At 64.0% G+C, this 26,487-nt stretch carries 24 protein-coding genes; 7 read left to right on the top strand and 17 right to left on the bottom strand.

Annotated features, from left to right (window positions below; genetic code table 11):
* Positions 1-13: 13 nt before the first annotated feature.
* The 10 genes from ABCR88_RS18825 to ABCR88_RS18780 form a co-directional block, all read right to left on the bottom strand.
* On the bottom strand, positions 14-481 hold the full coding sequence (locus ABCR88_RS18825) for a hypothetical protein (protein WP_015635211.1): 468 nt from the start codon (positions 479-481) through the stop codon (positions 14-16).
* Positions 474-884 (bottom strand): GFA family protein, encoded by a 411-nt coding sequence (locus tag ABCR88_RS18820; protein WP_041117547.1) that lies wholly within the window; start codon positions 882-884, stop codon positions 474-476. Before ABCR88_RS18820 ends, ABCR88_RS18825 begins: the two co-directional genes overlap by 8 nt.
* The gene (locus ABCR88_RS18815) at positions 884-1,405 is read right to left on the bottom strand and encodes a hypothetical protein (RefSeq protein WP_015635213.1); all 522 of its coding nucleotides are present in this window, start codon (positions 1,403-1,405) and stop codon (positions 884-886) included. The genes ABCR88_RS18820 and ABCR88_RS18815 overlap by 1 nt, the downstream gene beginning before the upstream one ends.
* A complete protein-coding gene (locus ABCR88_RS18810) occupies positions 1,402-1,923 on the bottom strand; it encodes a hypothetical protein (RefSeq protein ID WP_015635214.1) in 522 nt (173 codons plus the stop codon). The genes ABCR88_RS18815 and ABCR88_RS18810 overlap by 4 nt, the downstream gene beginning before the upstream one ends.
* Entirely contained in the window at positions 1,920-2,585 is a 666-nt protein-coding gene (locus tag ABCR88_RS18805) for a hypothetical protein (protein WP_015635215.1), read from the bottom strand. The genes ABCR88_RS18810 and ABCR88_RS18805 overlap by 4 nt, the downstream gene beginning before the upstream one ends.
* Before the next feature lie 158 nt (positions 2,586-2,743).
* Entirely contained in the window at positions 2,744-3,760 is a 1,017-nt protein-coding gene (locus tag ABCR88_RS18800) for a hypothetical protein (protein WP_015635216.1), read from the bottom strand.
* 121 nt (positions 3,761-3,881) lie between these two features.
* On the bottom strand, positions 3,882-5,195 hold the full coding sequence (locus tag ABCR88_RS18795) for an FAD-binding oxidoreductase (RefSeq protein ID WP_041117550.1): 1,314 nt from the start codon (positions 5,193-5,195) through the stop codon (positions 3,882-3,884).
* A 137-nt stretch (positions 5,196-5,332) separates the two neighbouring features.
* Positions 5,333-6,697 (bottom strand): glutamine synthetase family protein, encoded by a 1,365-nt coding sequence (locus ABCR88_RS18790; RefSeq protein ID WP_015635218.1) that lies wholly within the window; start codon positions 6,695-6,697, stop codon positions 5,333-5,335.
* Between the two features lie 630 nt (positions 6,698-7,327).
* Positions 7,328-7,987 carry an isoprenylcysteine carboxylmethyltransferase family protein gene (locus ABCR88_RS18785; protein WP_041117552.1) on the bottom strand — a complete coding sequence of 220 codons (660 nt, stop codon included), beginning with the start codon at positions 7,985-7,987 and terminating at the stop codon, positions 7,328-7,330.
* 84 nt (positions 7,988-8,071) lie between these two features.
* Complete coding sequence (locus ABCR88_RS18780) at positions 8,072-8,968, bottom strand: LysR family transcriptional regulator (RefSeq protein ID WP_041117554.1); 897 nt, start codon at positions 8,966-8,968, stop codon at positions 8,072-8,074.
* Positions 8,969-9,129: 161 nt separating this feature from the next.
* Here ABCR88_RS18780 and ABCR88_RS18775 point away from each other — a divergent pair, with 161 nt between their 5' ends.
* From ABCR88_RS18775 to ABCR88_RS18765, 3 genes are all read left to right on the top strand, one after another.
* Positions 9,130-9,771 (top strand): hydrolase, encoded by a 642-nt coding sequence (locus ABCR88_RS18775; protein ID WP_011060773.1) that lies wholly within the window; start codon positions 9,130-9,132, stop codon positions 9,769-9,771.
* Between the two features lie 114 nt (positions 9,772-9,885).
* Positions 9,886-10,464, top strand: coding sequence for an antibiotic biosynthesis monooxygenase (locus ABCR88_RS18770; RefSeq protein ID WP_041117557.1), 579 nt, complete (start codon positions 9,886-9,888; stop codon positions 10,462-10,464).
* A 31-nt stretch (positions 10,465-10,495) separates the two neighbouring features.
* Positions 10,496-12,346: an amidohydrolase gene (locus ABCR88_RS18765; RefSeq protein ID WP_337153401.1), complete on the top strand. Its 1,851-nt coding sequence runs from the start codon at positions 10,496-10,498 to the stop codon at positions 12,344-12,346.
* 91 nt (positions 12,347-12,437) lie between these two features.
* On the opposite strand, the gene ABCR88_RS18760 is transcribed toward ABCR88_RS18765, so the two are convergent.
* Both ABCR88_RS18760 and ABCR88_RS18755 read right to left on the bottom strand, forming a co-directional pair.
* A complete protein-coding gene (locus tag ABCR88_RS18760) occupies positions 12,438-13,016 on the bottom strand; it encodes a hypothetical protein (RefSeq protein ID WP_041117561.1) in 579 nt (192 codons plus the stop codon).
* Between the two features lie 279 nt (positions 13,017-13,295).
* Positions 13,296-13,625: a hypothetical protein gene (locus ABCR88_RS18755; protein ID WP_041117563.1), complete on the bottom strand. Its 330-nt coding sequence runs from the start codon at positions 13,623-13,625 to the stop codon at positions 13,296-13,298.
* A gap of 568 nt (positions 13,626-14,193) precedes the next feature.
* Between ABCR88_RS18755 and ABCR88_RS18750 the strand changes: the two genes are divergently transcribed.
* Positions 14,194-16,554 carry a DNA polymerase II gene (locus ABCR88_RS18750; RefSeq protein WP_350403055.1) on the top strand — a complete coding sequence of 787 codons (2,361 nt, stop codon included), beginning with the start codon at positions 14,194-14,196 and terminating at the stop codon, positions 16,552-16,554.
* A 6-nt stretch (positions 16,555-16,560) separates the two neighbouring features.
* On the opposite strand, the gene ABCR88_RS18745 is transcribed toward ABCR88_RS18750, so the two are convergent.
* On the bottom strand, positions 16,561-16,857 hold the full coding sequence (locus ABCR88_RS18745; protein WP_015635226.1) for a hypothetical protein: 297 nt from the start codon (positions 16,855-16,857) through the stop codon (positions 16,561-16,563).
* A 281-nt stretch (positions 16,858-17,138) separates the two neighbouring features.
* Here ABCR88_RS18745 and ABCR88_RS18740 point away from each other — a divergent pair, with 281 nt between their 5' ends.
* A complete protein-coding gene (locus ABCR88_RS18740; protein WP_041117567.1) occupies positions 17,139-18,596 on the top strand; it encodes a serralysin family metalloprotease in 1,458 nt (485 codons plus the stop codon).
* A 52-nt stretch (positions 18,597-18,648) separates the two neighbouring features.
* Here the strand turns inward: ABCR88_RS18740 and ABCR88_RS18735 are convergent, their stop codons facing one another.
* The gene (locus ABCR88_RS18735; RefSeq protein ID WP_041117569.1) at positions 18,649-19,398 is read right to left on the bottom strand and encodes a hypothetical protein; all 750 of its coding nucleotides are present in this window, start codon (positions 19,396-19,398) and stop codon (positions 18,649-18,651) included.
* Between the two features lie 207 nt (positions 19,399-19,605).
* On the opposite strand from ABCR88_RS18735, the gene ABCR88_RS18730 reads away from it, so the two are divergent.
* Entirely contained in the window at positions 19,606-20,832 is a 1,227-nt protein-coding gene (locus tag ABCR88_RS18730; RefSeq protein ID WP_053157830.1) for a DUF2599 domain-containing protein, read from the top strand.
* Between the two features lie 133 nt (positions 20,833-20,965).
* Here the strand turns inward: ABCR88_RS18730 and ABCR88_RS18725 are convergent, their stop codons facing one another.
* Both ABCR88_RS18725 and ABCR88_RS18720 read right to left on the bottom strand, forming a co-directional pair.
* On the bottom strand, positions 20,966-22,588 hold the full coding sequence (locus tag ABCR88_RS18725) for an MFS transporter (RefSeq protein WP_350403051.1): 1,623 nt from the start codon (positions 22,586-22,588) through the stop codon (positions 20,966-20,968).
* Positions 22,589-22,783: 195 nt separating this feature from the next.
* The gene (locus tag ABCR88_RS18720; protein WP_325985913.1) at positions 22,784-24,430 is read right to left on the bottom strand and encodes a GMC family oxidoreductase; all 1,647 of its coding nucleotides are present in this window, start codon (positions 24,428-24,430) and stop codon (positions 22,784-22,786) included.
* Positions 24,431-24,561: 131 nt separating this feature from the next.
* Here ABCR88_RS18720 and ABCR88_RS18715 point away from each other — a divergent pair, with 131 nt between their 5' ends.
* Positions 24,562-25,455 carry a LysR family transcriptional regulator gene (locus tag ABCR88_RS18715; protein ID WP_041117577.1) on the top strand — a complete coding sequence of 298 codons (894 nt, stop codon included), beginning with the start codon at positions 24,562-24,564 and terminating at the stop codon, positions 25,453-25,455.
* Positions 25,456-25,461: 6 nt separating this feature from the next.
* On the opposite strand, the gene ABCR88_RS18710 is transcribed toward ABCR88_RS18715, so the two are convergent.
* Entirely contained in the window at positions 25,462-26,397 is a 936-nt protein-coding gene (locus ABCR88_RS18710) for a phytanoyl-CoA dioxygenase family protein (RefSeq protein ID WP_019094400.1), read from the bottom strand.
* Positions 26,398-26,487 lie beyond the last annotated feature (90 nt).

Below are 26,487 nucleotides of genomic sequence, written 5' to 3'. Positions count from 1 at the left end.
GGCCACCCGCCCTTCAATCCGGCCATTTCCTCAAGCTCGCCCGGCATTCTTCGATCAGCTCGGGCATATGCTCGCGCACGTCCTGCCAACCCAGCATGCCCAGCAGCTCACGCGCTTCCTGGCGCAGGGGCAGCCATTGCGGGTGTTTGAAACCGTTGTCCTCCAGCGTTACCCCGTAGGCCTCTCGGCACAGCGCTTCACAGCCGCTCAACAGGGCTTGCAGGCGCGGGTGCAGAGTGGGCGCCAGGTACGCCGGAAAGTGCTTCACGAAGCCCTCGAGGTAATCCAGGTGGTTGGACCACAGGCCACAGTCGGCGCAGCAGCCGACCTCCGTGCGCTGGCGGTCGGCCTCCAAGGCCAGGAACTCCAGGGCCGGGCCCAGCTCTCCCAGCAGGATGATCTTTCGGTACTCGTCCTGGCCGTACCAGGTCCAGACGTTCGAGGCGAGGGGGGAGCTGCAGCGAGTGGGTGCTTCACTCATGCTGTCCGCCTTTATCCTGCGTTGTCGGTGCGGGCTGCCAGCCCTCGGGCCAGCGGTCGCTGAACGAATGGCTGTGCGGCATCAGCGCCGGGTCGCGGTTGTCATCGAAGCAACCCAGGAGCAAGGCAATGGTCGGCTGATCATCGATGGCCCCCAGGGAGCTGCCGCAAGCCCGGCAAAAGGCCCGGCTCGAAGAGTCTGACGACCTGAAGGTCGCCGGAGCGCCGGCGGGGCCGGTCCAGGTCACCCGCTCTCGGGGGAATTCGACCCACGCCAGCGTCAGCGCGCCACTGTGGCGCTGGCACAATTGGCACGAGCAGGTATGGGGATTGGCGGCAGGCCCGCGGGCTTCGAAGCGGACCTGGCCGCACAGGCAGCCGCCCTGGTGCAGGCTGGCAGTCATCAGCGTGGGTTCTCCTGAGGAATCAAACGGTCCTTTTCCAAATCGCGCAGCAGTTCATCGAGCATCTCTCTGCGACTTTCGATCTGCACCGGCGGTACATACCAGGCCGCCACACTATAGCCTTCACGACGGTAGTCGTAGGTCTTGAGCAGTTGGCCGTCCTTGAGCAGGCTGCCGCGCAAGTTGCTCTGGTAGGAGTAGGGCATGGGGAAGGTCAGCAGGGTGATGGCATTCAACGCGCCAAGCAGTCCCGCACTCTTGCCTCCAGGCTCGCTGATCAGGAGGCTGTAGCCGCTGCGACTATAGCCACCATCGAGAAAGGAGAAGGCTCCAGTTTGACGCAGGGCGGCGATGGTCTCCCGTTGCTCCTGTTCGTCGAAGCGACTTTTCACCGGGCCCAGGTCCAGGGTCAGCGGTACATAGGGATGTTGACTGCGGTAGTCCAGCGGCGCCATTCGGGTGCCACAACCGGTGATGATCAGTGCGCTGCACAGCAGGGCGGTCAAACCTATGGGGTTCATTGGGCCTGACTCGCGGTTGGCAACAGTTGATCCTGACGCAGATCGCCAGCAAAGGCGCGGGCGATGCGCTGGATATTCTGCTCTTGCATTTCACCGCCTTGATCCAGCAGCCAGGTGTATTTATGCGTCAGGTTGCGATAGCTGTAGCGCTTGAGGAGCTTGCCCTCGTGCAGCAGGCTGATGTCGGTGTGGGTGTCGATGCCATTGGAGAGCGGCATCAGGAACAGAGTGGCGGCACTGAGGAAGATCAACGGCATTGGCGGCATGTCCCGCTCGGACTTGAATTGAATTCGGGCGCTGTAGTCGCCAGCTTGTCCGGCGCCGGTCTGGACATCTTCGAACACCCCGGTGGCACGCAAGGCGTTACGTAACTCAGCGGCGCGTAATGGGTCATCGACCATCACATGCAGGGGCATCAAATAGGCTTGGCCATCCGTCAGCGGACGGTCCGGCAAGGTGTCGGTTGCCGCGCAGCCCGCGAGCAGCACAAGGGCGCAAAGGCTCAGGCAGGATTTCATGGATGAATCTCCGCAGTGGCGTTGGCTGGGCTGGTTTGCTTGTCGACGGGAAGGATGAAGGGCTTGGCCTTGTCCAGATCCAGCGGCATCCATTGCAGCTCCGGCAGCCCCGGTACCTGGCGCTGGGCAATCACGGCGTCACGGGGCATCTGATTGCTCCAGGCAAAGAAGCACTGGGTCACTTGGCTGCAGACCGAGCGAAACTCGCCGATGTAATACGCCTTGCCCGCCTCCAGGCGCAGCGGCAGTACGAACTCTTCGCGCGCTTCCTGGGATTGCAGTCGTGAGCCGAGCCCCGGGGTGTAGACCATGGACCAGAACTGGAAGTTGTAGAACTCGTAGTCACCCGGTTTGAGCGGCATGACAAATACACTGCCGGCGGCGCGGGGTTCATGGATGTCCTCAGGCGTTGGTCGTGGGTCGCCCTCCCAGAGTGCCGCGGCGCCATTGATTGAGCCGCGCTTGCGAATCAGCAGGCGCAGGTTGGTGGCGGCACCGCCGCCGCCCAGGTACTGCGGGCCAATAGCGCCCACCAGATAGGTCGTGGGTTCGTTGGCTGCGGGTTGCAGAGGGGCGCTGACGATGGCGGCGGGTTGGCTGATGCAGCCAGAAACTATGCTGGTGGCCAGCAGCAAGGACGAAGCCTTGAGTACGCGGAACATGGGGAACCCTGAAAGTGACTTTGGACAAGGCGCAGGCAGGGAGGGAGGCATGAGTGTCTGTACATGGCCTTCCCTGGCGCCGCTCGTGAGCGGCGCGATGGTACGAGAACCTTAGGGCTTTGTGTAGCGCGTTACCCGGAATGACCTGCCCGGCGGCGCTATTGACCGAACCCCGGCGCTGCCTCTTCGACCTTTCTTTTGTACTGCACCTTGGCCTGGTCGGGGTTGCAGGACAGCAGGGCATCGACCTGGACAAAACCCTTGGACAGCACCTGCCTTTCTCGCCACAGGTTGCCGCACGCGCCGAATACCCCGGCGCTGAGCAGCCAGCCCAGGGCGAACCAGTGGTGGCCGGCGCCTGTATCAGGGATCAGCAGGGTCAGGCCCAGGGCAGCCAGGGTGAGGCCGGTCACCCAGTACAGGCTGACGCAGTACGACCAGAGTACGGTGAGAAAGCAGGCGGCAAAATTGAAGCCGATGGCCACGGCTTCCAGTTCGCCCTGGGGGTTGCGATAGAGGCGGTAGAGGCGTTTGTGTTGTTCCTCTAGGTCCTGGTTGATCCGCTTCTCACGCTCGGCGATCTGGATTTTCTCCGTAGCGCTGAGGTCGCTGTCATCGAAGATTTCCTTGAAGGTTTCTTCCAGAAGGTAATAGCCGGTGTAGGCGCTGGAATGGCCTGTGAGGTACAGGGCGTCGACGCGATAGCGGCGGTTGAGCTTCAACTGGGTGTCGCCACTGAAGAAGCTGCAGGCCGAGGTCTGGATGTGCAACCAATGCTTGCCAAAGCTGTATTCGATATAGGGCTTGCCGCCGTTCCGAACCCAGCGGCGGTCGAAGTAGCCTTCCAGTTGCTCCACCTGTACGCCCGTGATGTCGGTCCTGGGTTGCGCCTGGGCGTTGAGCCATTTGGCGATGCACCAGCCACCGACCATCAGGCAGAGGAAGGTGCACAGGATGACCTTGGCAAACAGCGGGCCATCCAGCAGGCAGATGAGGATGAGGCAGGGGAGCAGCAGGATGCCCGAGAGGACGCAGGTGGTTTCAACATCAGCCTTCCAGGCGCGGGTCAGGTCTTGATTGATGCGGTCGATTCTTTCCTGGTCGAGGACTCGGATAACGGCGGTCTCGCTGGGCCCAAGCCTCAGGCTTGGGCGGGTCTTTACAAGACGAAGCACAGGGACCGCCCGCGAGTTCGGGGCGGCCCATGCCTTCGAGGGGCGGGCAGCCTACTGAACAAAGGCCCGGCTCATCAAGCTTTGCTGGCGCCTCGGCTGCCGCCCGACTCGCGTCGTGCCCTCAGCGCAGTTTCTCCAGCATCTGGTAGTACCACATGCCCGCCGCGAGCATCGGGTTGCCCAACTGGTCGCCGAAGGGCACACGGATGTGCTGGCAGGCGGCGAAGGTGTCGTAGTGGCCGAGGTGGCCGGTCAGGGCCTGGGCCATGATCTCGCCCATGATGTGGGTGGTGGCCACGCCATGCCCGGAGTAGCCCTGGCAGTACCAGACGTTGTCCGAGAGCTTGCCCAGCTGCGGGATGCGGTTGATCACGATGCCCATGGCGCAGCTCCACTGGAAATCGATGCCTACGCCCTTGAGCGCCGGGAAGGTGCGTTCGATGCACGGGCGCAGTTCGCCGGCGATGTCCCGCGAGTCCTTGCCGCTGTAGTTGGCGCCGCCGCCGAACAGCAGGCGGCCGTCGGCGGTCATGCGGTAGTAGTCGAGCACGAAGCGGCAGTCGTAGACCGCCAGGTCCTCGGGGTTGAGGCGCCTGGCCAGGTCCCCCAGGGGCTCGGTGGTGACGATGCCGCCCATGGCCGGGAAGATCTTGCCCTTGAGTTTCTTCGGTTCCAGCTTGTGGTACACATCGCCCGCCAGCAGCACTTGCCGGGCGTCGATGCGGCCCTGGGCAGTGACCACCGCCGGGCGCTCGCCGTGGACGATCTCCAGCACTTCGCTGTGTTCGAAAATCAGCGCCCCCAGGCTTTCGGCAGCCCTGGCTTCGCCGATGCACAGGTTCAATGGATGCAGGTGCAGGTTGCGGGTGTTCTTGATGGCGCCGTGGTAGAGCTCGCTTTCCAGCAGCCCGCGGACCTGGGCCCGGTCCAGCAGGCTGACCTCGTCGCCCATGCCGCGGCGCACCGCTTCTTCGTAGTCGGCGCGCAGGCCCGGCAGGTGGCTGGGTTTGTAGGCCGCGTGCAGGTGGCCGTGCTTGAGGTCGCAGGCAATGGCGTATTTTTCTACTCGCTGCTGGATGATCTGGTGCCCGCGCCAGCGCAGGTGCCAGATGAAATCGTCCACTTCCTCGCCCAGGTGGCGGCGCATCTGCTTGCGCATGGCTTCATCGCCGGAGAGGCTGCCGGTGACCTGGCCGCCATTGCGCCCGGTGGCGCCCCAGCCGATCTTGTGGCTTTCGACGATGGCGACTTTCAGGCCGCGCTCGGCCAGTTCCACCGCGCTGGCGACGCCGGTGAAGCCGCCGCCGATGATCACCACATCCACTTGATGGGTGCCTTGCAGGGTCGGGTAGTGGGTTTCCTGGTTAAGGGTGGCGCTGTAGTAGCTGGGGCAGCGCTCGGCTGCCGGGGTCCGCGGATCGAAGGCGGCTGTCATGAGTAGAACCTCGCAAAAAAGTGAGCCGGGCCGCTGCGGGCAGGCAGCGGCCAGGGCTTTGAAATCGGTCGATGGGCCGGCGGGTTCGGCACGCAGTGGATGCGCCTGAGCCCTGCACGGCAGATCGGCAACGGACCTCAGGCCTGGGTCAGGTACCAGCGCCAGTCCTGCTCGCCGACTTCGGCCATGAACTGGCGGTACTCGGCACGCTTGACCGCCAGGTACACACCGAGGAATTCGGAGCCCAGGGCATCCCGTGCCCAGGCCGATTGCTCCAGGGCCACCAGCGAGGTCAGCCAGTCGGTGGGCAGCAGTTCGGTGGCCTGGGCGTAGCCATTGCCCTGTACCGGCTCGCCGGGGTCGAGGTTTTCCCGCAGGCCGCGATGGATGCCGGCGAGAATCGCCGCCGCTGCCAGGTAGGGGTTGGCGTCGGCACCGCAGATGCGGTGCTCGATGTGCCGGCTATTGGCCGGGCCGCCGGGCACCCGCAGGCTCACGGTGCGGTTGTCGACGCCCCAGGTGGGGGCCAGGGGCGCGTAGCTGTTGCTCTGGAAACGCCGGTAGGAGTTGGCGTTGGGGCAGAACAGCAGCAGCGACTCCAGCAGAGACGCGAGCATGCCGCCCACCGCCTGGCGCAACAGCGGGGTGCCGGCCGGGTCCTGGCTGGCGAACAGGTTACGGCCCTCGGCGTCGGCGATGCTCACGTGCATGTGCATGCCGGTGCCGGCCAGGTGATCGAAAGGCTTGGCCATGAAGGTGGCCTGCATCCCGTGCTTGTGGGCCACGGCCTTGACCAGGCGCTTGTAGCGCACGGCCTGGTCCATGGCTTCCAGGGCGTCGCCATGTTCCAGGGTGATCTCCACTTGCCCGGGGGCGTATTCGGAGATCGCCGTGCGCGCCGGAATGCCTTGCAGCTTGCAGGCGGCGTAGAGGTCGGCGAGGAACGGTTCGATCTGCTCCAGCTCGCGCAGGCCGTAGACCTGGGTGCTGCGCGGGCGACCGCCATCGGCGTCCAGCGCCGGTTGCGGCCGGCCATTGCCGTCGCGCTTGGCGTCCAGCAGGTAGAACTCCAGCTCGCAGGCCATCACCGGGTGGTAACCCTCGGCCTTGAGCCCGTCGATCACCTTGATCAGCAGGTGGCGCGGGTCGGCGATGCTGGCGGGCAGGCCCTCCTGGGGGTGCATGCTGACCTGCACCGCGGCGGTAGGGATCTGCCGCCAGGGCAGGCGTACCAGGCTGCCGGCCAGGGGGTAGGCACGGCAGTCGATATCGCCCACATCCCAGACCAGGCCGGAGTTCTCCACGTCGTCGCCGTTGAGGGTCAGGCCAAGGATGGTGCTGGGCAGGGGCCGGCCGCTTTCGTACACCGCCAGCAGTTCTTCGCGGTGCAACAGTTTGCCCCGGGGCACGCCGTTGGCGTCGAGAATGAACAGCTCGATCATGTCGATATCGGGGTGGGCGGCCAGGAAGTCACGGGCTTCATCGAGGGCGGCAAATTTCATCGGATTCTCGCTTGCGCCATTGGGGCGCGCAGGTTTTCAGGTCCTGCAACGATGCCGCGCACGGCTCGGTTGCAAGGGCAGAAATCAGTTCTGGGGCGTTACGCGCAGGGGCGCGCGATCAGGCCGCAGGCGAGCGATCCGGAGGACGTGAGGAGTGGCGCAGACGGGAGCGGCACAAGGCCATGGGCAGGTTGACCAGAAGCTTCATGGGCAGGACCTGTCCAGCAAGTACAAGCCGATAACGGCGGCGCGGTCCTCATGAACCTCATGAGGCGTGACGGGGCGTGAGCGGGGCAGCGAGAGCCGAGCGTCGACATCACCACCGCGGCCACAGTGCAGGGGCGCGGGAGCTGATCTGTCGAATCCGTGATACGGGCTCAGGGGGCACATCGCCGGGTGATCTCGCTGTCGAGTTCGTGGTGATTATTCTTGATAGGAACCGGGCACTGGCAGGGCGAATACAGGGCGCCGCAGGCTCAGGTCGGATCAATACTGCAAGAATCCGCCAGCCAATGTAAGGGGGGTAAAGGGCCCAAGGCCCCTGGCGAGCGCCCCTCAACCATGGGCAGAGGCGCGTGCTAGAGCGGTACGTCCTTATCGGCAGAAGTGTCTGATTTTTTTTACAGCGCTTCAGTAGACACCGGGCAGCAGGCGCCAGCTGCGGGCGCGATAGGCCTCGTATTCCTCGCCGAAATGCTTGAGCAACAAGGCCTCCTCGGCGTGAATCCGCGCGATCAGCGGGACCAGGGTCAGTGCTGCCAGCAACAACCCCAGCCCCGAGCGAAACGCCAGGGCCCAACCCAGGGCATTCACCAGCAGGCCCAGGTAGCTGGGGTTGCGCAGGTGGCGGTAGAGGCCGTCCACCACCAGGCGGTGGTTGGGCTGGATCGCCACCAGCCCGCTGAAGCGCCGGCCGAGGATGAACACCGGCCACAGCCGCAGCCCGCCGCCGAGGATGAACAGCAAGGCCCCGAGCCAGCGCAGGCCTTCGCCGCCGAAGGTGCAGAAATCGATGCGGTCGCTGTAAGCCGGGACAAAGCCGCTCAACAGGCCGATCACCCCGAACACCGGCAGCACCCAGCGGTTGCCCTGGTCTTCCTGCTCGCCGCTGCTCAGGTTGACTTCGCTGTACAGCGCGGCGACCACCATCAGCAGGGTGGCGATGGCGATCAGGGTCAACTGTGGATGGCCGAAGAAGGCGGAGAAACCGCCCATGCCCCAGATCGCCAGGCCCAGGTAGGCGAGGGCACCGAGGATGCTGGAAACGGCCAGCCTGAGGGAGATTTTCATGATGCGCTGCGCCAGTAGCGGGAACCTGTGCTGAGTGTAGGAGCCCGCCTGCGGGTGAAGGCGTACGTTCGTCCGCTGCAAGGTTCAGCCCGCGGTTTTCTGGGTCAGGTGCCCCGCCAGAAAATCGATGAAGGCCCGGGTCTTCTGCGGCACCCGCCGCGCCGAGGGGTAGACCACGTTGATGCTGATGGGCGGCGCCTGCCATTCGCAGAGCACCGGCACCAGGCGCCCGGCCGCCAGGGCGTCCTCGACGATGAAATCCGGTAGCAGGGCGATGCCCATGCCGGCCTCGGCGGCCTGGGCCAGCAGGTCGCCGTTGTTGGCGTGCAGCGGCCCAGTGACATGCACCCGCTGCACGTCACTGCCGTTGCTCAATTGCAGGCTGACGCCGCTTTGCAGGTAGCCATAGTTCAGGCACTGGTGGCTGCTCAGGTCCTTGGGCTGGTGCGGGATGCCGGCCCGGGCCAGGTAGGTGGGGGAGGCCACCATGATCCGCGGTGCCGGTGCCAGCTGGCGGGCCACCATGGACGAGTCCGGCAGGCTGGCAATGCGCAGGGTGACATCGAAGCCGCCGCGCAGCGGGTCCACCTGCTGGTCGCTGAGCACCAGTTGCAACTCAATCAGCGGATGCTGTTCATGGAACAGCGGCACCAGCGGCCCGAGCCGACGCAGACCGAAGGACATCGGTGCATTGACTCGCAGTACTCCGCGCAGTTCGGCGATGCCATCGCGCGCGCGCTGTTCGGCCTCGTCCACCGCGGCCAGCACTTCTCGAACGCTTTCGTAGTACTCGGCGCCAGCTTCGGTCAGGCGCAGGCTGCGGGTGGTGCGTTGCAGCAGTTGCACGCCGATGGATTCTTCCAGCGCCTGGATCTGTTTGCTGACCTTGGAGCGGGGCACGTCCATGGCGCGGGCGGCTGCGGCAAAGCCGTTTTCGTCGACGGTGACGACGAAGGCGCGCATGCATTCGATACGGTCCATGATTGTCCCTGTTTTAGAATCAATGATTCTCTATTTTAGGTAATTGTTCCTTTTTCTGCCAGGCCCTAGATTAGCCACCAAGCCGGACGCCACGGGGCGCAAGCAGCGCCATCAGCCGGTCATGTTCGACCCTCACTCTCTGACTGCAAAAGGAACGCGCCATGTCCATTCGTGAATTGCTCAACCCGACCAACTCCGCCCTGATCCTCATCGACCACCAGCCGCAGATGGCCTTCGGCGTGCAATCGATCGATCGCCAGACCCTGAAGAACAACACCGTGGCCCTGGCCAAGGCGGCCAGGATCTTCAACGTGCCGAGCATCCTCACCTCGGTGGAGACCGAAAGCTTCAGCGGCTACATCTGGCCGGAACTGCTGGCGGTGTTTCCCGGCCAGCAGCCCATTGAGCGCACGTCGATGAATTCCTGGGAAGACCGCAAGCTGGTGGAGGCGGTGAAGGCCACCGGGCGCAAGAAACTGGTGATGGCGGCGCTGTGGACCGAGGTCTGCCTGACCTTCCCGGCCCTGGAGGCCATGGCCGAAGGTTATGAGGTGTACATCGTCACCGACGCTTCTGGCGGCACCAGCCAGGAGGCCCACGACATGGCCGTGCAGCGGATGATCCAGGCCGGCGCGGTACCGGTGACCTGGCAGCAGGTGCTGCTGGAGTACCAGCGCGACTGGGCGCACAAGGACAGCTACGACGCGGTCATGGGCCTGGTACTGGAACACAGTGGTGCCTATGGCATGGGCGTGGACTACGCCTACAGCATGGTGCACAAGGCCCCGCAACGTCAGCTGTAGGCGCCTGCTGGCCGGCGAATGCGATCGCACCCACCGCTTCGCTGGCGAGCCAGCCCCTACGGGCCTTAACTGTGATGCGCGAATGCACCTCCTAGCAGACACTGGAGCCTTCTGATGAACATCGAACTGACCGACGGTGTCGTGACCCTGCTGGTCCGTCACCGGATCAAGCAGGGCCAGGATCAGGCCTATGAAACCTGGCTGCGGCAGATCATCGCCAAGGCCCGCAGCTATCCGGGGCACCTGGGCATCGACGTGGTGCGTGGCCACAGCGGCGGCCTCGGGTTGTTCACCAGCGTGCTGCGCTTTGCCAGCACCGAACAGTTGCAGCACTGGCTGGATTCCGCCGACCGCCGCGAGCTGGTGCAGCAGGCCCAGCACCTGCTGGCCGACGGTGACCAGACCGAAATCAACGCCGAACGCGAATTCTGGTTCACCCCTCAGGACGGCGGCGCACCGACCCCGCCACCGCGCTGGAAACAGGCGTGTGTGACCTTCCTGGTGATCCTGCCGCTGAGCTTCCTGGTGCCGCAGTTGTGGAAGCCGGTGTTTGCCCTGCTGCCCTGGCTTGGTGGCTATGTGCCGGCCACGGTGCTGATCACCCTGAGCATCGTGCTGCTGGTGGTCTACGTCTTCATGCCCCGGGTCACGCGCCTGTTCCGCCGCTGGCTGCAACCGCGCAGCGCGGCCTGATTCCTTCCCGACCTTCGTTTGGAGCAATGCCATGAAACCCGATGCAATTGCCGACCTGATTCTGTTCAACGGCCGCCTGCACACCGTGGACCGGGCCCGGCCCCGGGCCAGTGCGGTGGCGATCAAGGACGGGCGCTTCATCGCCGTGGGCAATGACGCCCAGGCCATGGCCCTGCGCGGTGCCGGCACCCAGGTCATCGACCTCATGGGGCGCACGGTGATCCCCGGGCTCAATGACTCGCACCTGCACCTGATCCGCGGCGGCCTCAACTACAACCTGGAACTGCGCTGGGAGGGCGTGCCGTCCCTGGCCGATGCCCTGCGCCTGCTCAAGGAACAGGCGCTGCGTACGCCGGCGCCGCAATGGGTACGGGTGGTGGGCGGCTGGAACGAATTCCAGTTTGCCGAGAAACGCATGCCGACCCTGGAAGAACTGAACCAGGCGGCGCCGGATACCCCGGTGTTCGTCCTGCACCTGTATGACCGCGCCTTGCTCAACCGCGCCGCGCTGCGGGTGGTGGGCTACGACCGCAACACGCCGAACCCGCCGGGGGGCGAGATCGTCCGCGATGGCAACGGCAACCCCACCGGCATGCTGATCGCCCGCCCCAACGCGATGATTCTGTATGCGACCCTGGCCAAGGGGCCCAAGCTGCCCCTGGAATACCAGGTCAACTCGACCCGCCAGTTCATGCGCGAGCTCAACCGCCTGGGGGTCACCAGCGCCATCGATGCCGGCGGCGGCTTCCAGAACTACCCCGACGACTATCAGGTGATCAACCAGCTGGCGGCTCAGCAGCAACTGACCGTGCGCATCGCCTACAACCTGTTTACTCAGAAGCCCAAGGAAGAACTGGCGGACTTCAAGCACTGGACCTCCAGTGTCACCTACGGTCAGGGCGACGACTTCCTGCGGCACAACGGGGCAGGGGAGATGCTGGTGTTCTCCGCCGCCGACTTCGAGGACTTCCTCGAACCGCGTCCCGACCTGCCGCAGAGCATGGAGCAGGAGCTGGAACCGGTGGTGCGCCACCTGGTGGAGCAACGCTGGCCGTTCCGCCTGCACGCCACCTACGATGAATCCATCTCGCGGATGCTCGATGTGTTCGAAAAGGTCGACCGCGACATTCCCTTCAACGGCCTGCCGTGGTTCTTCGATCATGCGGAAACCATCAGCCCGAAGAACATCGAACGGGTGAGGGCCCTGGGCGGCGGCATCGCGATCCAGGACCGCATGGCCTTCCAGGGCGAGTACTTCGTCGAGCGCTACGGCGCCAAGGCCGCCGAAATGACCCCGCCGATCCAGCGCATGCTCGCCGAAGGCATTCCGGTGGGCGCCGGCACCGACGCCACCCGAGTCTCCAGCTACAACCCCTGGACCTCGCTGTACTGGATGGTCAGTGGCCGGACTGTCGGCGGGCTGGAGCTGTACCCCCAGGGCCTGAGCCGCGATACCGCGCTGGAGCTCTACACCCACGGCAGCGCCTGGTTCTCCTCGGAACAGGGCAAGAAGGGCCAGATCAAGGTCGGGCAACTGGCGGACCTGGTGGCCCTGTCGGCGGACTACTTCAGCGTCGAGGAAGAGGCGATCAAGTGGATCGAATCCCTGCTCACCGTAGTGGACGGCAAGGTGGTCCACGCGGCCGGCGACTTCGACAAACTGGCTCCACCGAGCCTGCCGGTGACTCCGGACTGGTCGCCGGTGGCCAAGGTGCCAGGGCATTGGAAGCCCAACGCACCGCTGCAGAACCAGGTGCACCAGTGCAGCGGACCCTGCGCGGTGCATGCCCACGGGCACCAGAAAGCGCGCATGTCCAATGTGCCGGTGAGTGACTTCCAGGGGTTCTGGGGGGCGTTTGGGTGTTCGTGTTTTGCGTTCTGAAGCAAACCCTTAAAAGGCGGCAGGGCGGTAGACCGTCCTGTCACCTGTTATTTGGGAAGATCTCCCGGCTGCAGGAGGGGTAGGATGCGTGTCAGTCGATGCCAGGAGGCGTATACGCCTGTTCGATATGGCCGATGTTCTTGTTCAAGATAGGCTTGGAAATTCTGAGGATCAGTGATTCAACGTGTTTTGGGAAATCCAACCAATCGGAGCTGCCGACGTCGTAGGCTGAGATGTAGCGAACGATTTCGTAGCGTTTATCGGGCTTCTTCTTGATCCCTGCCGGGAACTGGATGTCTACGTCCCGGCGAATGGCCGAGTAGGTTTCTTTCAACAGGTTGGTGGCTTTGCCTAGGTAGATGAGGTTGGCCATCGAGTCATAAAAGGCATAGATGCCTGCCCGCTCTTCGTGGCCCTTGAACAGGGTTCTCAACTGAGCCATCACCGGCTGGTCTTGCTTGAACTCGGCGAACTCCACCACTGACTGGAATTCAGGCGTAAAAGCACAGTGTATGAAGTGTTCAACTGTGAGGTGCTGTGGCTGGCATTGGCCAGAACACCAGTCCGCGATCTGCTTGCTGCTGTACCCGGTATGGGAACAGGCAGTTTCTATGTCTCCCGAGTAATACTGTTCAATGATGTAACGCAAAACACCGCAGCGATCAGTCACAAAAAATCCTTTTCCCAGATTTGGCTTAGCTATCGAGTAGACCTCCTGATGGTTGTACTGAGTCTCAGCATGATCCTGAAAGTCCGTATTCCAACCTTCAGGTCGGCTTGAATGGACGAATGATACTAATTAGCCATTATGGTGTCCAACCCTTAGCAGATGGCGCTTTTGAAGTGGTTTCGGTGTCCGGAAAAGGCAATTCAAGTTCGTTGCAGACAATAAAAAGGGGCGCTGAAAGTTCAGCGCCCCTTGTTGGCTTATACCCAGTGTTAACTTATCTCAGCAAAACCGATCAATAACCCGAACTTCCGATTTATCCCGCAGCGATTGCCATTCGGCTTTCAGGGTCTCCAGGACCCGGCCGATGAAGTCCTTGTCGGCGGCGGCTTTCTTGCCGACGTAGCCCTGGCCGCGGCGGTACATCTTCAGGCGGGCTGCCAGCTCCCGGTTGTTCTGGTCGAACTCTGCTTCATGGCTATGGGGCGACAGGCAGTCGATATGCACTTGGCCCGACTTGGCGATCCACAGGATGTGGCTGTCGTGGCTGTCTTTCTGTGCGGCGAACATACGTGCCAATTCATCAATAGTGGGTTGGTTATTAAGATTCATTTGTAGCCCCCTTGACCATTTATCGATCTATCTAAGTTGATTCGCTAATTCATCTTGCTACGTCGGTAAGTTGAACCCTGATACCGGAAACAGGGCGACAGAGGGTGTCTGTCGGATACAGATAAGGCCCAGAGCCTGATGCGTGTAGTTGCCTTGATTAACTGCTACGCAATAGCGTCACAACGAAGAGAAGCAGCGTAAACCTGGATGAAGCTGCCGACATTCCCACCATCGGCCACAAGCATCTTGAAGAGTTTTCGCCGGCTTCCCGTCGTGGTACTGGACGGTCAATGCCAGGTCAGTTTCATCAATCTGCCTTGTGGGCAGTACACATCCGGGTCACAACTCGGCGGTCAGACGAGCTTGCTCATAACACCTTTGCCTCGTCCCCCGATCGGGGAGACGTCTGCATCATGCAAGGCCGAAATCCTCTCGTCAACGGTTTTGTAGTGAAAATTTTCAGGCACTACATATTGTCTGACAAAAGCCGAAAAGCCATCATCCGGCCCCCCCAACGCAGGGCTGGGCAGGTAGAATCGGCGCCTTGAAATGTTCTGAGGTTGCAGCGGTGGATGTACAACAAGGCTTCGTCCTGACTCGGCACTGGCGCGATACGCCGGCGGGCACGCAAGTCGATTTCTGGCTGGCCACCGACCAGGGGCCGCGCCAGATCCGCCTGCCGTTGCAGACTTGCGTGGCCTTCATCCCGGCGGCGCAGCGCGCCCAGGCCGAGCGCTTGCTGAGCGACGACCCGGATGTGCAACTGCGCCCCTTGCAGCTGCGTGACTTCCACCAGCGTCCGGTGCTGGGCCTGTACTGCCCGCAGCACAATCAGTTGATGCGCCTGGAGAAGACCCTGCGGCGCGCCGGGGTGGAGGTGTTCGAAGCCGATGTGCGGCCGCCCGAGCGCTACCTGATGGAGCGCTTCATCACCGCGCCGGTGTCCTTCGGCGGCCAGCCCGGCCCCGATGGCTTGTTGCTGGAAGCGCAGATGAAGCCGGCGCCAAACTACCGGCCGAGCCTCAAGCTGGTGTCCCTGGACATCGAGACCAGCGAGCGCGGCGAGTTGTATTCCATTGCCCTGGAAGGTTGCGGCCAGCGCCAGGTGTACATGCTCGGCAAGGCCCGGGACGACGACAGTGCGGTGGATTTCGACCTGGAGTTCTGCGCCAGCCGCGAGCAGTTGCTGGAGAGGCTCAACCAGTGGCTGGCCGAGCATGACCCCGACGCGATCATCGGCTGGAACCTGGTGCAGTTCGACCTGCGCGTACTCCACGAACATGCCCGGCGCCTGGCGGTGCCGCTGCGCCTGGGGCGTGGTGGCGAGGAAATGCAGTGGCGCGAGCACGGCAGCCGTACCCACTATTTCGCCTCGGCCGCCGGCCGCTTGATCATCGACGGCATCGAGGCGTTGCGTTCGGCGACCTGGAGCTTTGCGTCCTTCAGCCTGGAAAATGTCGCCCAGGCCCTGCTGGGGGAGGGCAAGTCGATCGACAATCCCTACCAGCGCATGGACGAGATCAACCGCATGTTCGCCGAGGACAAGCCGGCCCTGGCCCGCTACAACCTCAAGGACTGCGAACTGGTGACGCGGATCTTCGCCAAGACCGAGTTGCTGACCTTTCTTCTGGAACGGGCCACGGTCACCGGCCTGCCCGCCGACCGCAGCGGCGGTTCGGTGGCGGCCTTTACCCACCTGTACATGCCGCTGATGCATCGCCAGGGCTTTGTCGCCCCCAACCTGGGCGAGCTGCCGCCCCAGGCCAGCCCCGGCGGTTTCGTCATGGATTCGCGGCCCGGGCTCTACGAGTCGGTGCTGGTGCTGGACTACAAGAGCCTGTACCCGTCGATCATCCGCAGCTTCCTGATCGACCCGGTGGGGCTGGTGGAAGGCCTGCGCCAACCGGACGAGCAACATTCGGTAGCCGGCTTTCGCGGCGCGCGTTTCTCCCGCACCCGGCATTGCCTGCCGTCGATCGTGACCCGGGTCGCCGAGGGCCGCGAAGTGGCCAAGCGCGAGCACAATGCGCCGCTGTCCCAGGCGTTGAAGATCATCATGAACGCCTTCTACGGCGTGCTGGGTTCCAGCGGTTGTCGCTTCTTCGACCCGCGCCTGGCGTCCTCCATCACCCTGCGTGGCCACGAGATCATGGCCCGCACCCGGCAACTGATCGAGGCCCAGGGCCATCAGGTGATCTACGGCGACACCGATTCCACCTTCGTCTGGCTCGGCGGCCTGCATGACGAGGAACAGGCAGGCCTGATCGGTCGTGCCCTGGTGGCCCACGTCAACCAGTGGTGGCGTGATCACCTGCAGCAGCAATACGGCCTGGAAAGCGCCCTGGAGTTGCAGTTCGAAACCCACTACAAACGCTTTCTGATGCCCACCATCCGTGGCGCCGAGGAGGGCAGCAAGAAGCGCTACGCCGGCCTGGTGCAGCGCGCCGATGGCAGCCAGGAGATGGTCTACAAGGGCCTGGAGACGGTACGCACCGACTGGTCGCCCCTGGCCCGGGAATTCCAGCAGGAGCTGTACCAGCGCATCTTCCACCGCCAGCCCTACCAGGACTATGTGCGCGACTACGTGCAGCGCACCCTGGCCGGGCAACTGGATGATTTGTTGATCTACCGCAAGCGCCTGCGCCGGCCCCTGGACGACTACGAGCGCAACGTGCCGCCGCATGTCCGCGCAGCGCGCCTGGCGGACGAATACAACCGCGAGCAGGGCCGCCCGCTGCAGTACCAGAACGGCGGCTGGATCAGCTACGTGATCACCCTGGCCGGCCCCGAGCCCCTGGAAAACCGCCGCGCGACCATCGACTACGAGCACTACCTGACCCGCCAGTTGCAACCGGTGGCAGATGCCATCCTGCCGTTCGTGCAGGACGATTTCAGCACCCTGGTGGGTGGGCAGATGGGCCTGTTCTGAGAGGCCTCAGTCGTCCACGGCTTCGCACAGGCCACTGGCACCGTGTTTGTCGCTGTATTTCACGGTCACCGAATCGTCGTCCTCGACGCTGATGGTCAGGGTTGTTTCCGGCGTCTTGACCTGGAAATGCCGGTCATCCACGGCGCTGCTCTTGACCGCCTTGCCATTGATGTAAATCGGTCCGCCCTGGTCGGCACTGACGGCCAGATTGCCGGGGCAGGAAACGTTGAACAGCGGTACACCTTCGGCGTGGGCGGCGCCGGTGAAGATCATCAAAGTGCCCAGCAGCAGGATTTTGCGCATCGCGGACTCCTCGTGGAACAGCCTTGGGGCAGAGGCTTGAGCGAGCTTTGCAGCCCCGGATTGATGCTTAGCCTATCTGCTGCCAGAGCCGTGCGCGAGTGGAATATTTACCCCGGGCCAGAGCGCTTTTCGGGCTTTTGTCGGACAAAAAAAACCGTGGACTCGCGGTTGACGAGTGTGTCAGGTTTCTTGCGCCTCAATGGGCGAGTGATAGGACGATCTCGCAGGCGGGGTCGTTGCTGTTCTATCGGAAATTTTTTGTCTGGAACAAGGACGTAACAATGTCAAACGCACTCTCCAAAGCACTCCCTGAAACCATCGGCTACGGGATCGACCCGAACGCAGCGCTCAGCACTGCCTACCAACAGGTCCAGGCCTTCAGCCACCTGTATGACCGTGGCGGCAGCGAGCTGGTGAACGGCAAGCCATCCTTCACCGCCGACCAGGCGGCGGATTCGATCCTGCGCAAAGGCCTGTCCTGGCACGACCAGAACGGCGACGGCAAGATCGACCTGAGCTACAGCTTCCTCACCGAAAAACCGGCCAACTACAACCCGGCCCTGGGCAGCTTCAGCGAGTTCAGCGCACTGCAAAAAGCCCAGGCGCTGCTGTCCCTGCAATCCTGGGCGGACGTGGCCAACGTGACCTTCACTGAAGCGGCCAAGGGTGGCGACGGCCACATGAGCTTCGGCAACTACAACGTCAGCACCGGCGGCGCGGCCTTTGCCTACCTGCCGTCCGGCAGCAGCTACGACGGCCAGTCCTGGTACCTGATCAACGACCAGTACCGGGTCAACGAAACCCCGGGCAACGGCAACTACGGCCGCCAGACCCTGACCCACGAAATCGGCCACAGCCTGGGCCTGTCCCACCCGGGCGTGTACAACGCCGGCAGCGGCAGCCCGACCTACAACGACGTGACCTACGCCCAGGACACCCGCGGCTACAGCCTGATGAGCTACTGGAGTGAGAGCAACACCGGGCAGGACTTCAGCAAGGACGGCGGCGGTGCCTACGCCTCGGCGCCGTTGCTGGACGATATCGTCGCGGTGCAGAAGCTCTATGGCGCCAACCTGGAAACCCGTGCCGACGACACTGTCTACGGCTTCAACTCCAACACCGGTCGGGACTTCTACAGCGCCCACAGCGCTTCGGACAAGCTGGTGTTCGCGGTCTGGGACGGCGGCGGCAACGATACCCTGGATTTCTCGGGTTTCACCCAGAACCAGAAGATCAATCTCAATGAAGGGGGCTTCTCCGATGTCGGCGGCCTGGTGGGCAACGTGTCCATCGCCCATGGCGTGACCGTGGAAAACGCCATCGGCGGCTCGGGCAATGACCTGCTGATCGGCAACGCTGCGGCGAACATCCTCGAAGGCGGTGCCGGCAACGACATCATCTATGGCGGTGGCGGTGGCGACACCCTGTGGGGTGGGGCGGGGGCTGACACCTTCGTCTACGGCGCAGCCGCGGATTCGACCTTCGACGCCCCGGACTGGATCATGGATTTCGTCAGCGGCGAGGACAAGATCGACCTCACCGGGATCCCGCAATTCGCCTCCGGTGGTGCCACCCTGAACTTCGTCAGCGGCTTCACCGGGCATGCCGGCGACGCGATCCTCACCTACTACGCCGAAACCAACCAGACCAGCCTGATGATCGACCTGACCGGTCATGGCGCGGTGGACTTCGCCGTGGGTACCGTGGGCCAGGCGGCGGTCACCGACATCATCGCCTGATCGACCCTGGGTAACGGGAGCGGCGCCTCAAGGTGCCGCTCTTTGGCGAATTTCAGTCACCGCCCCCGCCGCCACAACCTCCGCCCCCGCAGCCACTGCTGTCGCCCCCACCACCATCGCTGCCGCCACCGTCGCCATCACCGCCGAAACGCGAGCTGTCGCTGTCGCTGCTGCTGCCGGAAGAGTCGCTGTCCAGGGAGCTGCTGTGCAGCTCGCTGCCGCAGTGCACCAGGGTGGCGCTGCCGCCGTTGTCGGTCAGGCGGCGCAGGGACTGGCAGTCGGCGACGTAGTGAAAGCCCCCGGCGATCTTCAGCTTGGCGTCCAGGGCGAACAGCAGTGGCAGGCGGCTGGGCTGGGCCGGGTTGATGTTCTCTTCCAGGCAGGCCTGGCGCCAGACCCGGCGCAGGCCGTTGTCGCTTTGTTGCGCGGCGTTCTGGCCGAGCACCGCCGCCGGGGTGTGGTGGAGGAACTGGCCGAAGGCCTGGTTGCAGAACTGCTGGTAGTCCCGGGTATGCAAGATGAATTCGTGCCACAGGTCGTCCACCACCTGGGACGGCATCGACACGTAGCGCTGGCCACTCTTGAGGTAGGCGAGAAAGAACTGGCGCAAGCCCTGGGCCACCAGCTGGCAGTCCTTGAGGTTCAGGTGTGGGTGCTGGGTGCGCAGGGGCTCGAACAAGCGCGGCGGCAGAGTGAAATTGCGGATGTGGGCTTCCCGACGCAAGGCCGTGAGGGCTTTCTGACGGCGCCAGAACACCAGGATCAGGGCCAGGGCCACCACTGCGGGCAAGATCAACAGCATGTTCGGTCTCCGCCGGAAAAAGTGCCGAGACAGTGGCGCAATGCGGCGTTTTATTCAAGCCATCGCCGTGCGCCTGCCGCCGGTGGTGGGGATCGGGGACACAGGCCGGGAAAAGTCCATCAGGGCCAACCAGCGCTTCTATCTTCTGCTTATTGCCGGACCACGACTTGGCTGGCCAGGGTTTACACACCACACGGAAGTCACCCCATGAAAGCACGCAGAACCCCCATTGCCGTTGCCATCGGTCTCGCCGGCCTGTGCCTGTTGCCCACGGTGCAGGCCGACCAGGGCAGCGACACGGTGGCCCGCCTCAACCAGTTGTACAACGACACCCGCCAGGATTGCGGCGGCCCGTCGAAACCGGCATTCCTGTGTTCCGGAGTGCTGTTTCGCGCCACCTGGCCGTCCACCGACTACCAGTTCTACAGCATCAGCCCGAAAAGCCAGGCCAGCGGCGGCGTATCGGCGTCCTACCTGCGCAAGGATTCGAAGTTCCGCAAGCTGGCCTACGGACTGCAGAGCGGCTTCATCTTCGACACCATCTTCGGCAACCCCAAGGATCACCAGGACTATGCGGTGCTCTGTTCCTTCCCCATCGACGCTGCCACCGACGACCGCGGGCAGCAGGGCTGCACCGACTCGCGGCGCACCCCGGGCAATGTCGAGAAGTACTGCCACGAAATTGGTGTGACCACCGCCGAGCAATGGGGCGCCAACTACCGACAGAACCGTGGCGACCACTCGCGCCAGTGTTCCTTCGATGTACGTGACGAACGCAACAGCGCCGCCGGCCCGGCGTTCTACCAGAGCATCCGTTCCATGGCGCAGATCGCCGCAGAATCCTTCGGCACTCAGAATGAGCTGCGCCTGGCCAAGTGGGAGGAAAAACCGCCGCAATCGCCCTCGATCCTGGCCCTGTTCTACACCGAGGATGGCGGCCTGGAAGGTGCGCGGCTGAACCAGATCCAGTGGTACAAGGCCGTGCAGCAGTATCTGCCGGTGATCAACATGAAGCTGCCGCAGACGCCCCAGCAGGACGCGAGTTTCGTCTACGACAACAAGAAGCAGGTGATCTACCCGATCACCGAGAAGAACAGCTGCGATCGCTATGTGCAGAGTGCGGTGTGGATCGAACGTGATGACCCGGGCTTCGGCAAGAAAGTCATGACCCTGGAAGTCACGCCCACCGATTGCGGGCGCAACGTCAAGGACAACCAGACCAACAACTTCTTCAACGAACTGGCCAGCGACCACTACCTGGACGCCCAGTGGAAGAACAACCCGGACAACCGCGACAGCAGCGTGGGCAGCATGCGCCGGCAACTGGTCTGCCACTTCAATATTGCGCGCAACAAGCCGGAGTGGAACCTGGAGCCTTCACGGCCCTACACCTCCAACGAAGACTCCATCGCCAAGGGCTGCAACAACACCTGAGGCCCGCCAGACCGCCTTCGCCGGCAAGCCGGCTCCTACGGGCTCCCCGCACTATCACCGGCCACCGTAGGAGCTGGCTTGCCAGCGAAGAGGCCCGCCAGACCGCCCCCGTCGGCAAGCCCGAGCACGCTGCTCAGTTGTGGTTGATGTCGACGTCCCGGGTTTCCCGCAGGCACAACAACCCCACCACCAGGCTGACCCCGGTAATCAGCACCGGGTACCACAGGCCATAGAAGATATCGCCGGTGTAGACCACCAGGGCAAAGGACACGGTCGGCAGGAAACCGCCGAACCAGCCGTTGCCGATGTGGTAGGGCAGGGACATGGAGGTGTAGCGGATACGGGTCGGGAACAGCTCCACCATCAGCGCCGCCAGCGGGCCGTAGCACATGGCGGCAATCAGGATCAGCGCGACGATCAGCACCACCACCATGGTCTTGTTGACGTTCTGGCTGTCGGCCTGCTGCGGATAACCGGCCAGGGTCACCGCGCCGCGCAGGGCGGCCTCGTCGAAGCCGTTGATCTTCAAATCACCGACGCTGACCTGCACCGGGCTGCCGGCGGGGGCGGCGATGCTGCTGTAGGGCAGGCCCTGCTTCACCAGGAAGGTCTTGACCTTGTCGCAGGGGCTGTCGAAGCGCGCCTTGCCCACCGGGTCGAACTGGAAGGTACAGGTGGCCGGGTCGGCGGTGACGCTGATGGGCGCCTGGCGGCTGGCCTGGTCGATGGCCGGGTTGGCGTAGTGGGCCAGGGCCTTGAAGATCGGGAAGTACAGCAGCGTGGCCAGCAGCAGGCCGAGCATCAGCACCGGCTTGCGGCCAATCTTGTCCGAGAGCCAGCCAAAGAAGATGAACATCGGCGCACCGATCACCACGCTGATGATCAGCAGGCTGTTGGCCAGGGCCGGGTCCATCTTGAGGAACTGGGTGAGAAAGAACAAAACGTAGAACTGCGCGGCATAGAAGGTCACCGCCTGCCCGGCATTGATGCTGAACAGGGCGATCAGCACCACCTTGAGGTTTTCCCACTTGCCGAAGGATTCGCGGATCGGCGCCTTGCTGGCGCGGCCTTCCTCTTTCATTTTCAGGAAGGCCGGCGACTCGTGCAGGCTCATGCGGATCCAGGTGGAGATGCCCAGCAGCACGATGGACAGCAGGAACGGCAGGCGCCAGCCCCAGACCTCGAACTGGTCGCCGGTGAAGTAACGGCAGGCCAGCACCACCAGCAGCGACAGCAGCAGGCCCAGGGTCGCGGTGGACTGGGTCCAGCTGGTGTGCAAGCCGCGCTTGCCCTGGGGCGCGTGCTCGGCCACGTAGGTGGCGGCGCCGCCGTACTCGCCGCCCAGGGCCAGGCCTTGGAGCATGCGCAGGGCCACCAGGATGATCGGCGCGGCGATGCCGATGCTGGCGTAGTTGGGCAACAGGCCCACGGCGAAGGTCGCAACGCCCATGAGGATGATGGTGGCAAGGAAGGTGTACTTGCGCCCGATCATGTCCCCCAGGCGGCCGAACACCAGGGCGCCGAAGGGGCGCACCACGAAGCCGGCGGCAAAGGCCATCAGGGCGAAGATGAAGGCCGTGGTGTCGTTGACCCCGGCGAAGAACTGCTTGCTGATCACCGCCGCAAGGGCGCCGTAGAGGAAAAAGTCGTACCACTCGAACACCGTGCCGAGGGACGACGCGAAGATGACCTTCTGGCTGCCCTTGGCAGTGGAGTCCTGCAGGGGCGCGTTCAGGGGCTGTGCGTGTTCTGACATAGGGGGCTTCCTTACAGTGATTATTGTTGTTGTTCCACTGCCGACGCCGTTTCCGGCGCCGCTGTTGCAGATTCACCGCGACCGCACGATGAACCCTCGTTTCCCTCATCCGTAGGAGCTGGCTTGCCAGCGAAGAGGCCCGTAAGCCAGGCGCCGGCCTTGGGGGTTCCTTCGCCGGCAAGCCGGCTCCTGCGCTCATGCCGGGGTGGCGGGCTCCTTGTGCTGGACGGTGCTCCTGGGGACGCTGGCAAGGATCAGTTCAGCGGCCTTTTCAGCGATCATCAAGGTCGGTGAGCAGGTATTGCCCGAGGTGATGCGCGGCATGATCGAGGCATCGGCGATGCGCAGCCCCGCAATGCCGTGCACCCGCAGTTGTGCGTCCACCACCGCCTGGGCATCGCTGCCCATGCGGCAGGTGCCCACCGGATGGAAGATGGTGGTGCCGATGCGGGCCGCCGCTTCATGCAGTTGTTCCTCACTCTGCAGCTGCGGCCCGGGCAAGTATTCGCTGGGCTTGAAGGGTTGCAGGGCCGGGGCGCTGACGATGCGTCGGGTCAGGCGGATGGCGTCGGCGGCGACCCGCAGGTCCTCGGGGTGGCTCAGGTAGTTGGGCTGGATCAGCGGCGCATCGCCGGCCTCCACGGAACGGATCTCGACCCGGCCACGGCTCTGCGGGCGCAGGTCGCAGACCGAGGCGGTAAAGGCCGGGAAGGCGTGCAGCGGTTCGCCGAAACGCTCCAGGGACAGCGGCTGCACGTGGTACTCCAGGTTGGCCCGGGTCTGTTCCGGGCCCGAGCGGGCAAAGGCGCCAAGCTGGCTGGGGGCCATGGACAGCGGGCCGCTGCGGTCATACAGGTAGCGCAGGCCCATGCCCATCTTGCCCCACAGGCTGCCCGCGATCTGGTTCAGGGTGCGGGCGTTCTCCAGCTTGTAGATCAGGCGCAGTTGCAGGTGGTCCTGCAGGTTGCCGCCCACCCCGGGCAGGGCATGGCTGACGCCGATCCCCAAGCGTTGCAGGAGCGGCGCCGGGCCGATCCCCGAGCGCTGCAGGATGCTCGGCGAGCCGACGGAGCCGGCGCAGAGGATGATCTCGCGGCGCGCCTTGAAGTTCTCCAGGCGCCCCTGGCAGTTGGCGCGCACTGCTGTGGCGCGGCCGTCCTCGAGGATCAGCCGCTGCACCTCGATGCCGGTCAGCACCACCAGGTTCGGGCGCTGGGCGATGGGTTTGAGAAAGGCCTTGGCGGCGTTCCAGCGCACCCCGGCCTTCTGGTTGACCTGGAAGTAGCCGCACCCTTCGTTGTCGCCGCCGTTGAAGTCGTCGATGTTGCGAATGCCGCTCTGCTCGGCAGCGCTGCGAAAGGCATCGAGGATCGGCCACGACAGGCGCTGGCGCTCGACCCGCCATTCACCGGCGGCGCCGTGCAGTTCGCTGCCGCCGGCAAAGTGGTTCTCGCTTTTCTTGAACAGCGGCAGCACCTGGTCCCAGCCCCAGCCCGGGTTGCCTTCAGCGGCCCAGCTGTCGTAGTCGGCAGCCTGGCCACGCATGTAGATCATGCCGTTGATCGACGAGCAGCCTCCCAGCACCTTGCCCCGCGGGTAGCTCAGGCTGCGGCCCTGCAGGCCGGGCTCGGCCTCGGTCTTGAAGCACCAGTCGGTGCGCGGGTTGCCGATGCAGAACAGGTAGCCCACGGGGATGTGGATCCAGGGATAGTTGTCACGTCCACCGGCTTCCAGCAGCAGCACACGGTGCTGGGGGTTGGCCGACAGGCGATTGGCCAGAAGACAGCCGGCTGGGCCGGCGCCGACCACGATGTAGTCGTAGGCGTCAAAGGCAGGGAGCATCCTTAACCTCGTTTTTCGTTCTTATTGGGAGCCATCCTAGTTGTTAGCTTTCGTTAAAAGAATGTTAGTTTTTACCCACCCGCTGTGCGTTTTCTAACAGCGTTGGCCTTCGACTCCGGCAAGGAAACCCCATGTTCGACTGGAATGACCTGCGCTTCTTTCTTGAGCTGCAACGCAGCGGCCGCCTGCTGACCGCCGCGCGACGGCTGAACACCACCCACGCCACGGTGGCCCGGCACATCGAGGCGGTGGAGAAGGCCCTGGGCACCGCACTGTTCGTCCAGCACGCCCAGGGCTACGAACTGACCCCGGCCGGCGAAGCGCTGCTCAAGCACGCCGAGGCCATGGAAAACGTCGCCTTGCTGGTGCAGGAAGAGATCACCCAGTCCAGCGCGCCTTTGGGCAAGATCCGTGTCGGGGTCACCGAGGGCCTGGGGGTGAAGTTTCTCGCCAGCCGCATGGTTGGGCTGTTCGAGCGGTATCCGGGGCTGGAAGTGGAACTGGTGGCGGTGCCGCGCTTTGTCAGCATTCTCAACCGTGAGGCGGAGATCAGCATCCACCTGGAGCGACCCAGCGCCGACATGCTGGTGACCCGCAAGCTCACCGACTACCGCCTGGCGCTGTACGCCAGCCAGGCCTACCTGGACCGCGCGCCGCCCTTGCGCAGCCGCGAGGACCTGGGCCGGCATGCCTGGATCGGCTACGTCGATGATCTCTTGTTCAGCCAGGAGCTGATGTTCCTCAACAGCTTCTGCCGCAACCCCCAGGTGGTGTTCCACAGCACCAGTGTCATTGCCCAGCAGGAAGCGGCCCGTTCCGGCCTGGGGATCGCCGTGCTGCCGTGCTACATGGCCGCCGCCGACCCGCAACTGGTGCCGCTGCTGCCGACGGAAAGCATCCAGCGCGCCTACTGGATCAGCACCCGCCGCGAGCTGCACAAATCGGTGCGGCTGCGGGTGGTCTGGGATTACCTGGTGGAGCAGTGTGCGGCGCAGCAGCAGGTGCTGCTGGGGCCTGAGATCTAGCCTGGATCAGAGGATCGGCCCGCAATGGACCGAGCTGCGGATCGGTGCCCCGGGCGTGATATCGACGAAGCGCGAGCCGTAGGACACTGGGTTCAGCGGGCCACCGTCCAGGCCCATGCCGAGGCCACCGGCGCTGCGGGTTTCGCCTTCCTGCATCAGTGGATCAAGGCATGCGCGCCAGTCCAGCAGGCGCAGGGTCACAGCCTGGCGGCGTTCCAGGTCGCCGGCCAGCAAGGGGCTGGAGCGGTGCCACAGGTACTTGCTGAACAGCAGGGCGTCGCCGGGTTCGAATGAGTCTTCGATGCGCTGTGCTTCGAAGCTGTCGGTGAGCATCCCGGGTGTGCAGTAGGTCTGGTGCAGGTGCGCGGAAAATTCGGCCACCGACTCGCCCCGTGCCAGTTTGCCTGCCAGCAGGCGCGAGAACTGAAAATTCTCCTGGGCCGAGAATTGCGACAGGGGCACCCAGGCCATGCCGCCACCTTGCACTTCGGGGCGTATCGGCTGCAACGGCATCCACAGGCTGAAGGCCGGGTCCTGGGGGCGGATGTAGCGAAAGTTCAGCGAGTCGTAGTGCCAGGCAAAGCCCGAGCGTCCCACCCCCAGCTCGAAACTCTGGGCCTCGCTCATGATCAGGCGGCAGCCGCTGAGGCGGGTCAGCACCTGGGCGAAGGCCGGTTGCCGGTAGAGGCGTTCGAGGATGCCGACCTGGGTCACCCGGTGGGTCAGGCGACTGAAACCGTCGCCATGGGCCGAGGTGCCCGAGGAGGTCGGGCGCAGTTGGCTGTTGGCCAGCTCCCGCAGTTGCAGGATGGCCGCAGGCGTCAACAACCCCCGCAGCTTGATGAAGCCACGCTCCTTGAAATGCCGTAGATCGTCCTGATCCAGGCGTAGCGGGTTGACCAGGGCAGGGGCGGTGTCAGGCAGGACCGGTGGCAGGTTCACGGGGGTATTCCATTACCAGGGGACAAGGCCCTTGAGTATGGACAGTGCGCGCTGGGGTGGCAGGCTGGATTCGACCTTGAGCAACGCCTT

The organism is Pseudomonas sp. W17, from assembly GCF_040268305.1.
Taxonomy (GTDB): domain Bacteria; phylum Pseudomonadota; class Gammaproteobacteria; order Pseudomonadales; family Pseudomonadaceae; genus Aquipseudomonas; species Aquipseudomonas protegens.
The sequence above is the reverse complement of the archived record's forward strand: the minus strand, read 5'-3'. Positions and strand labels throughout refer to the sequence as shown.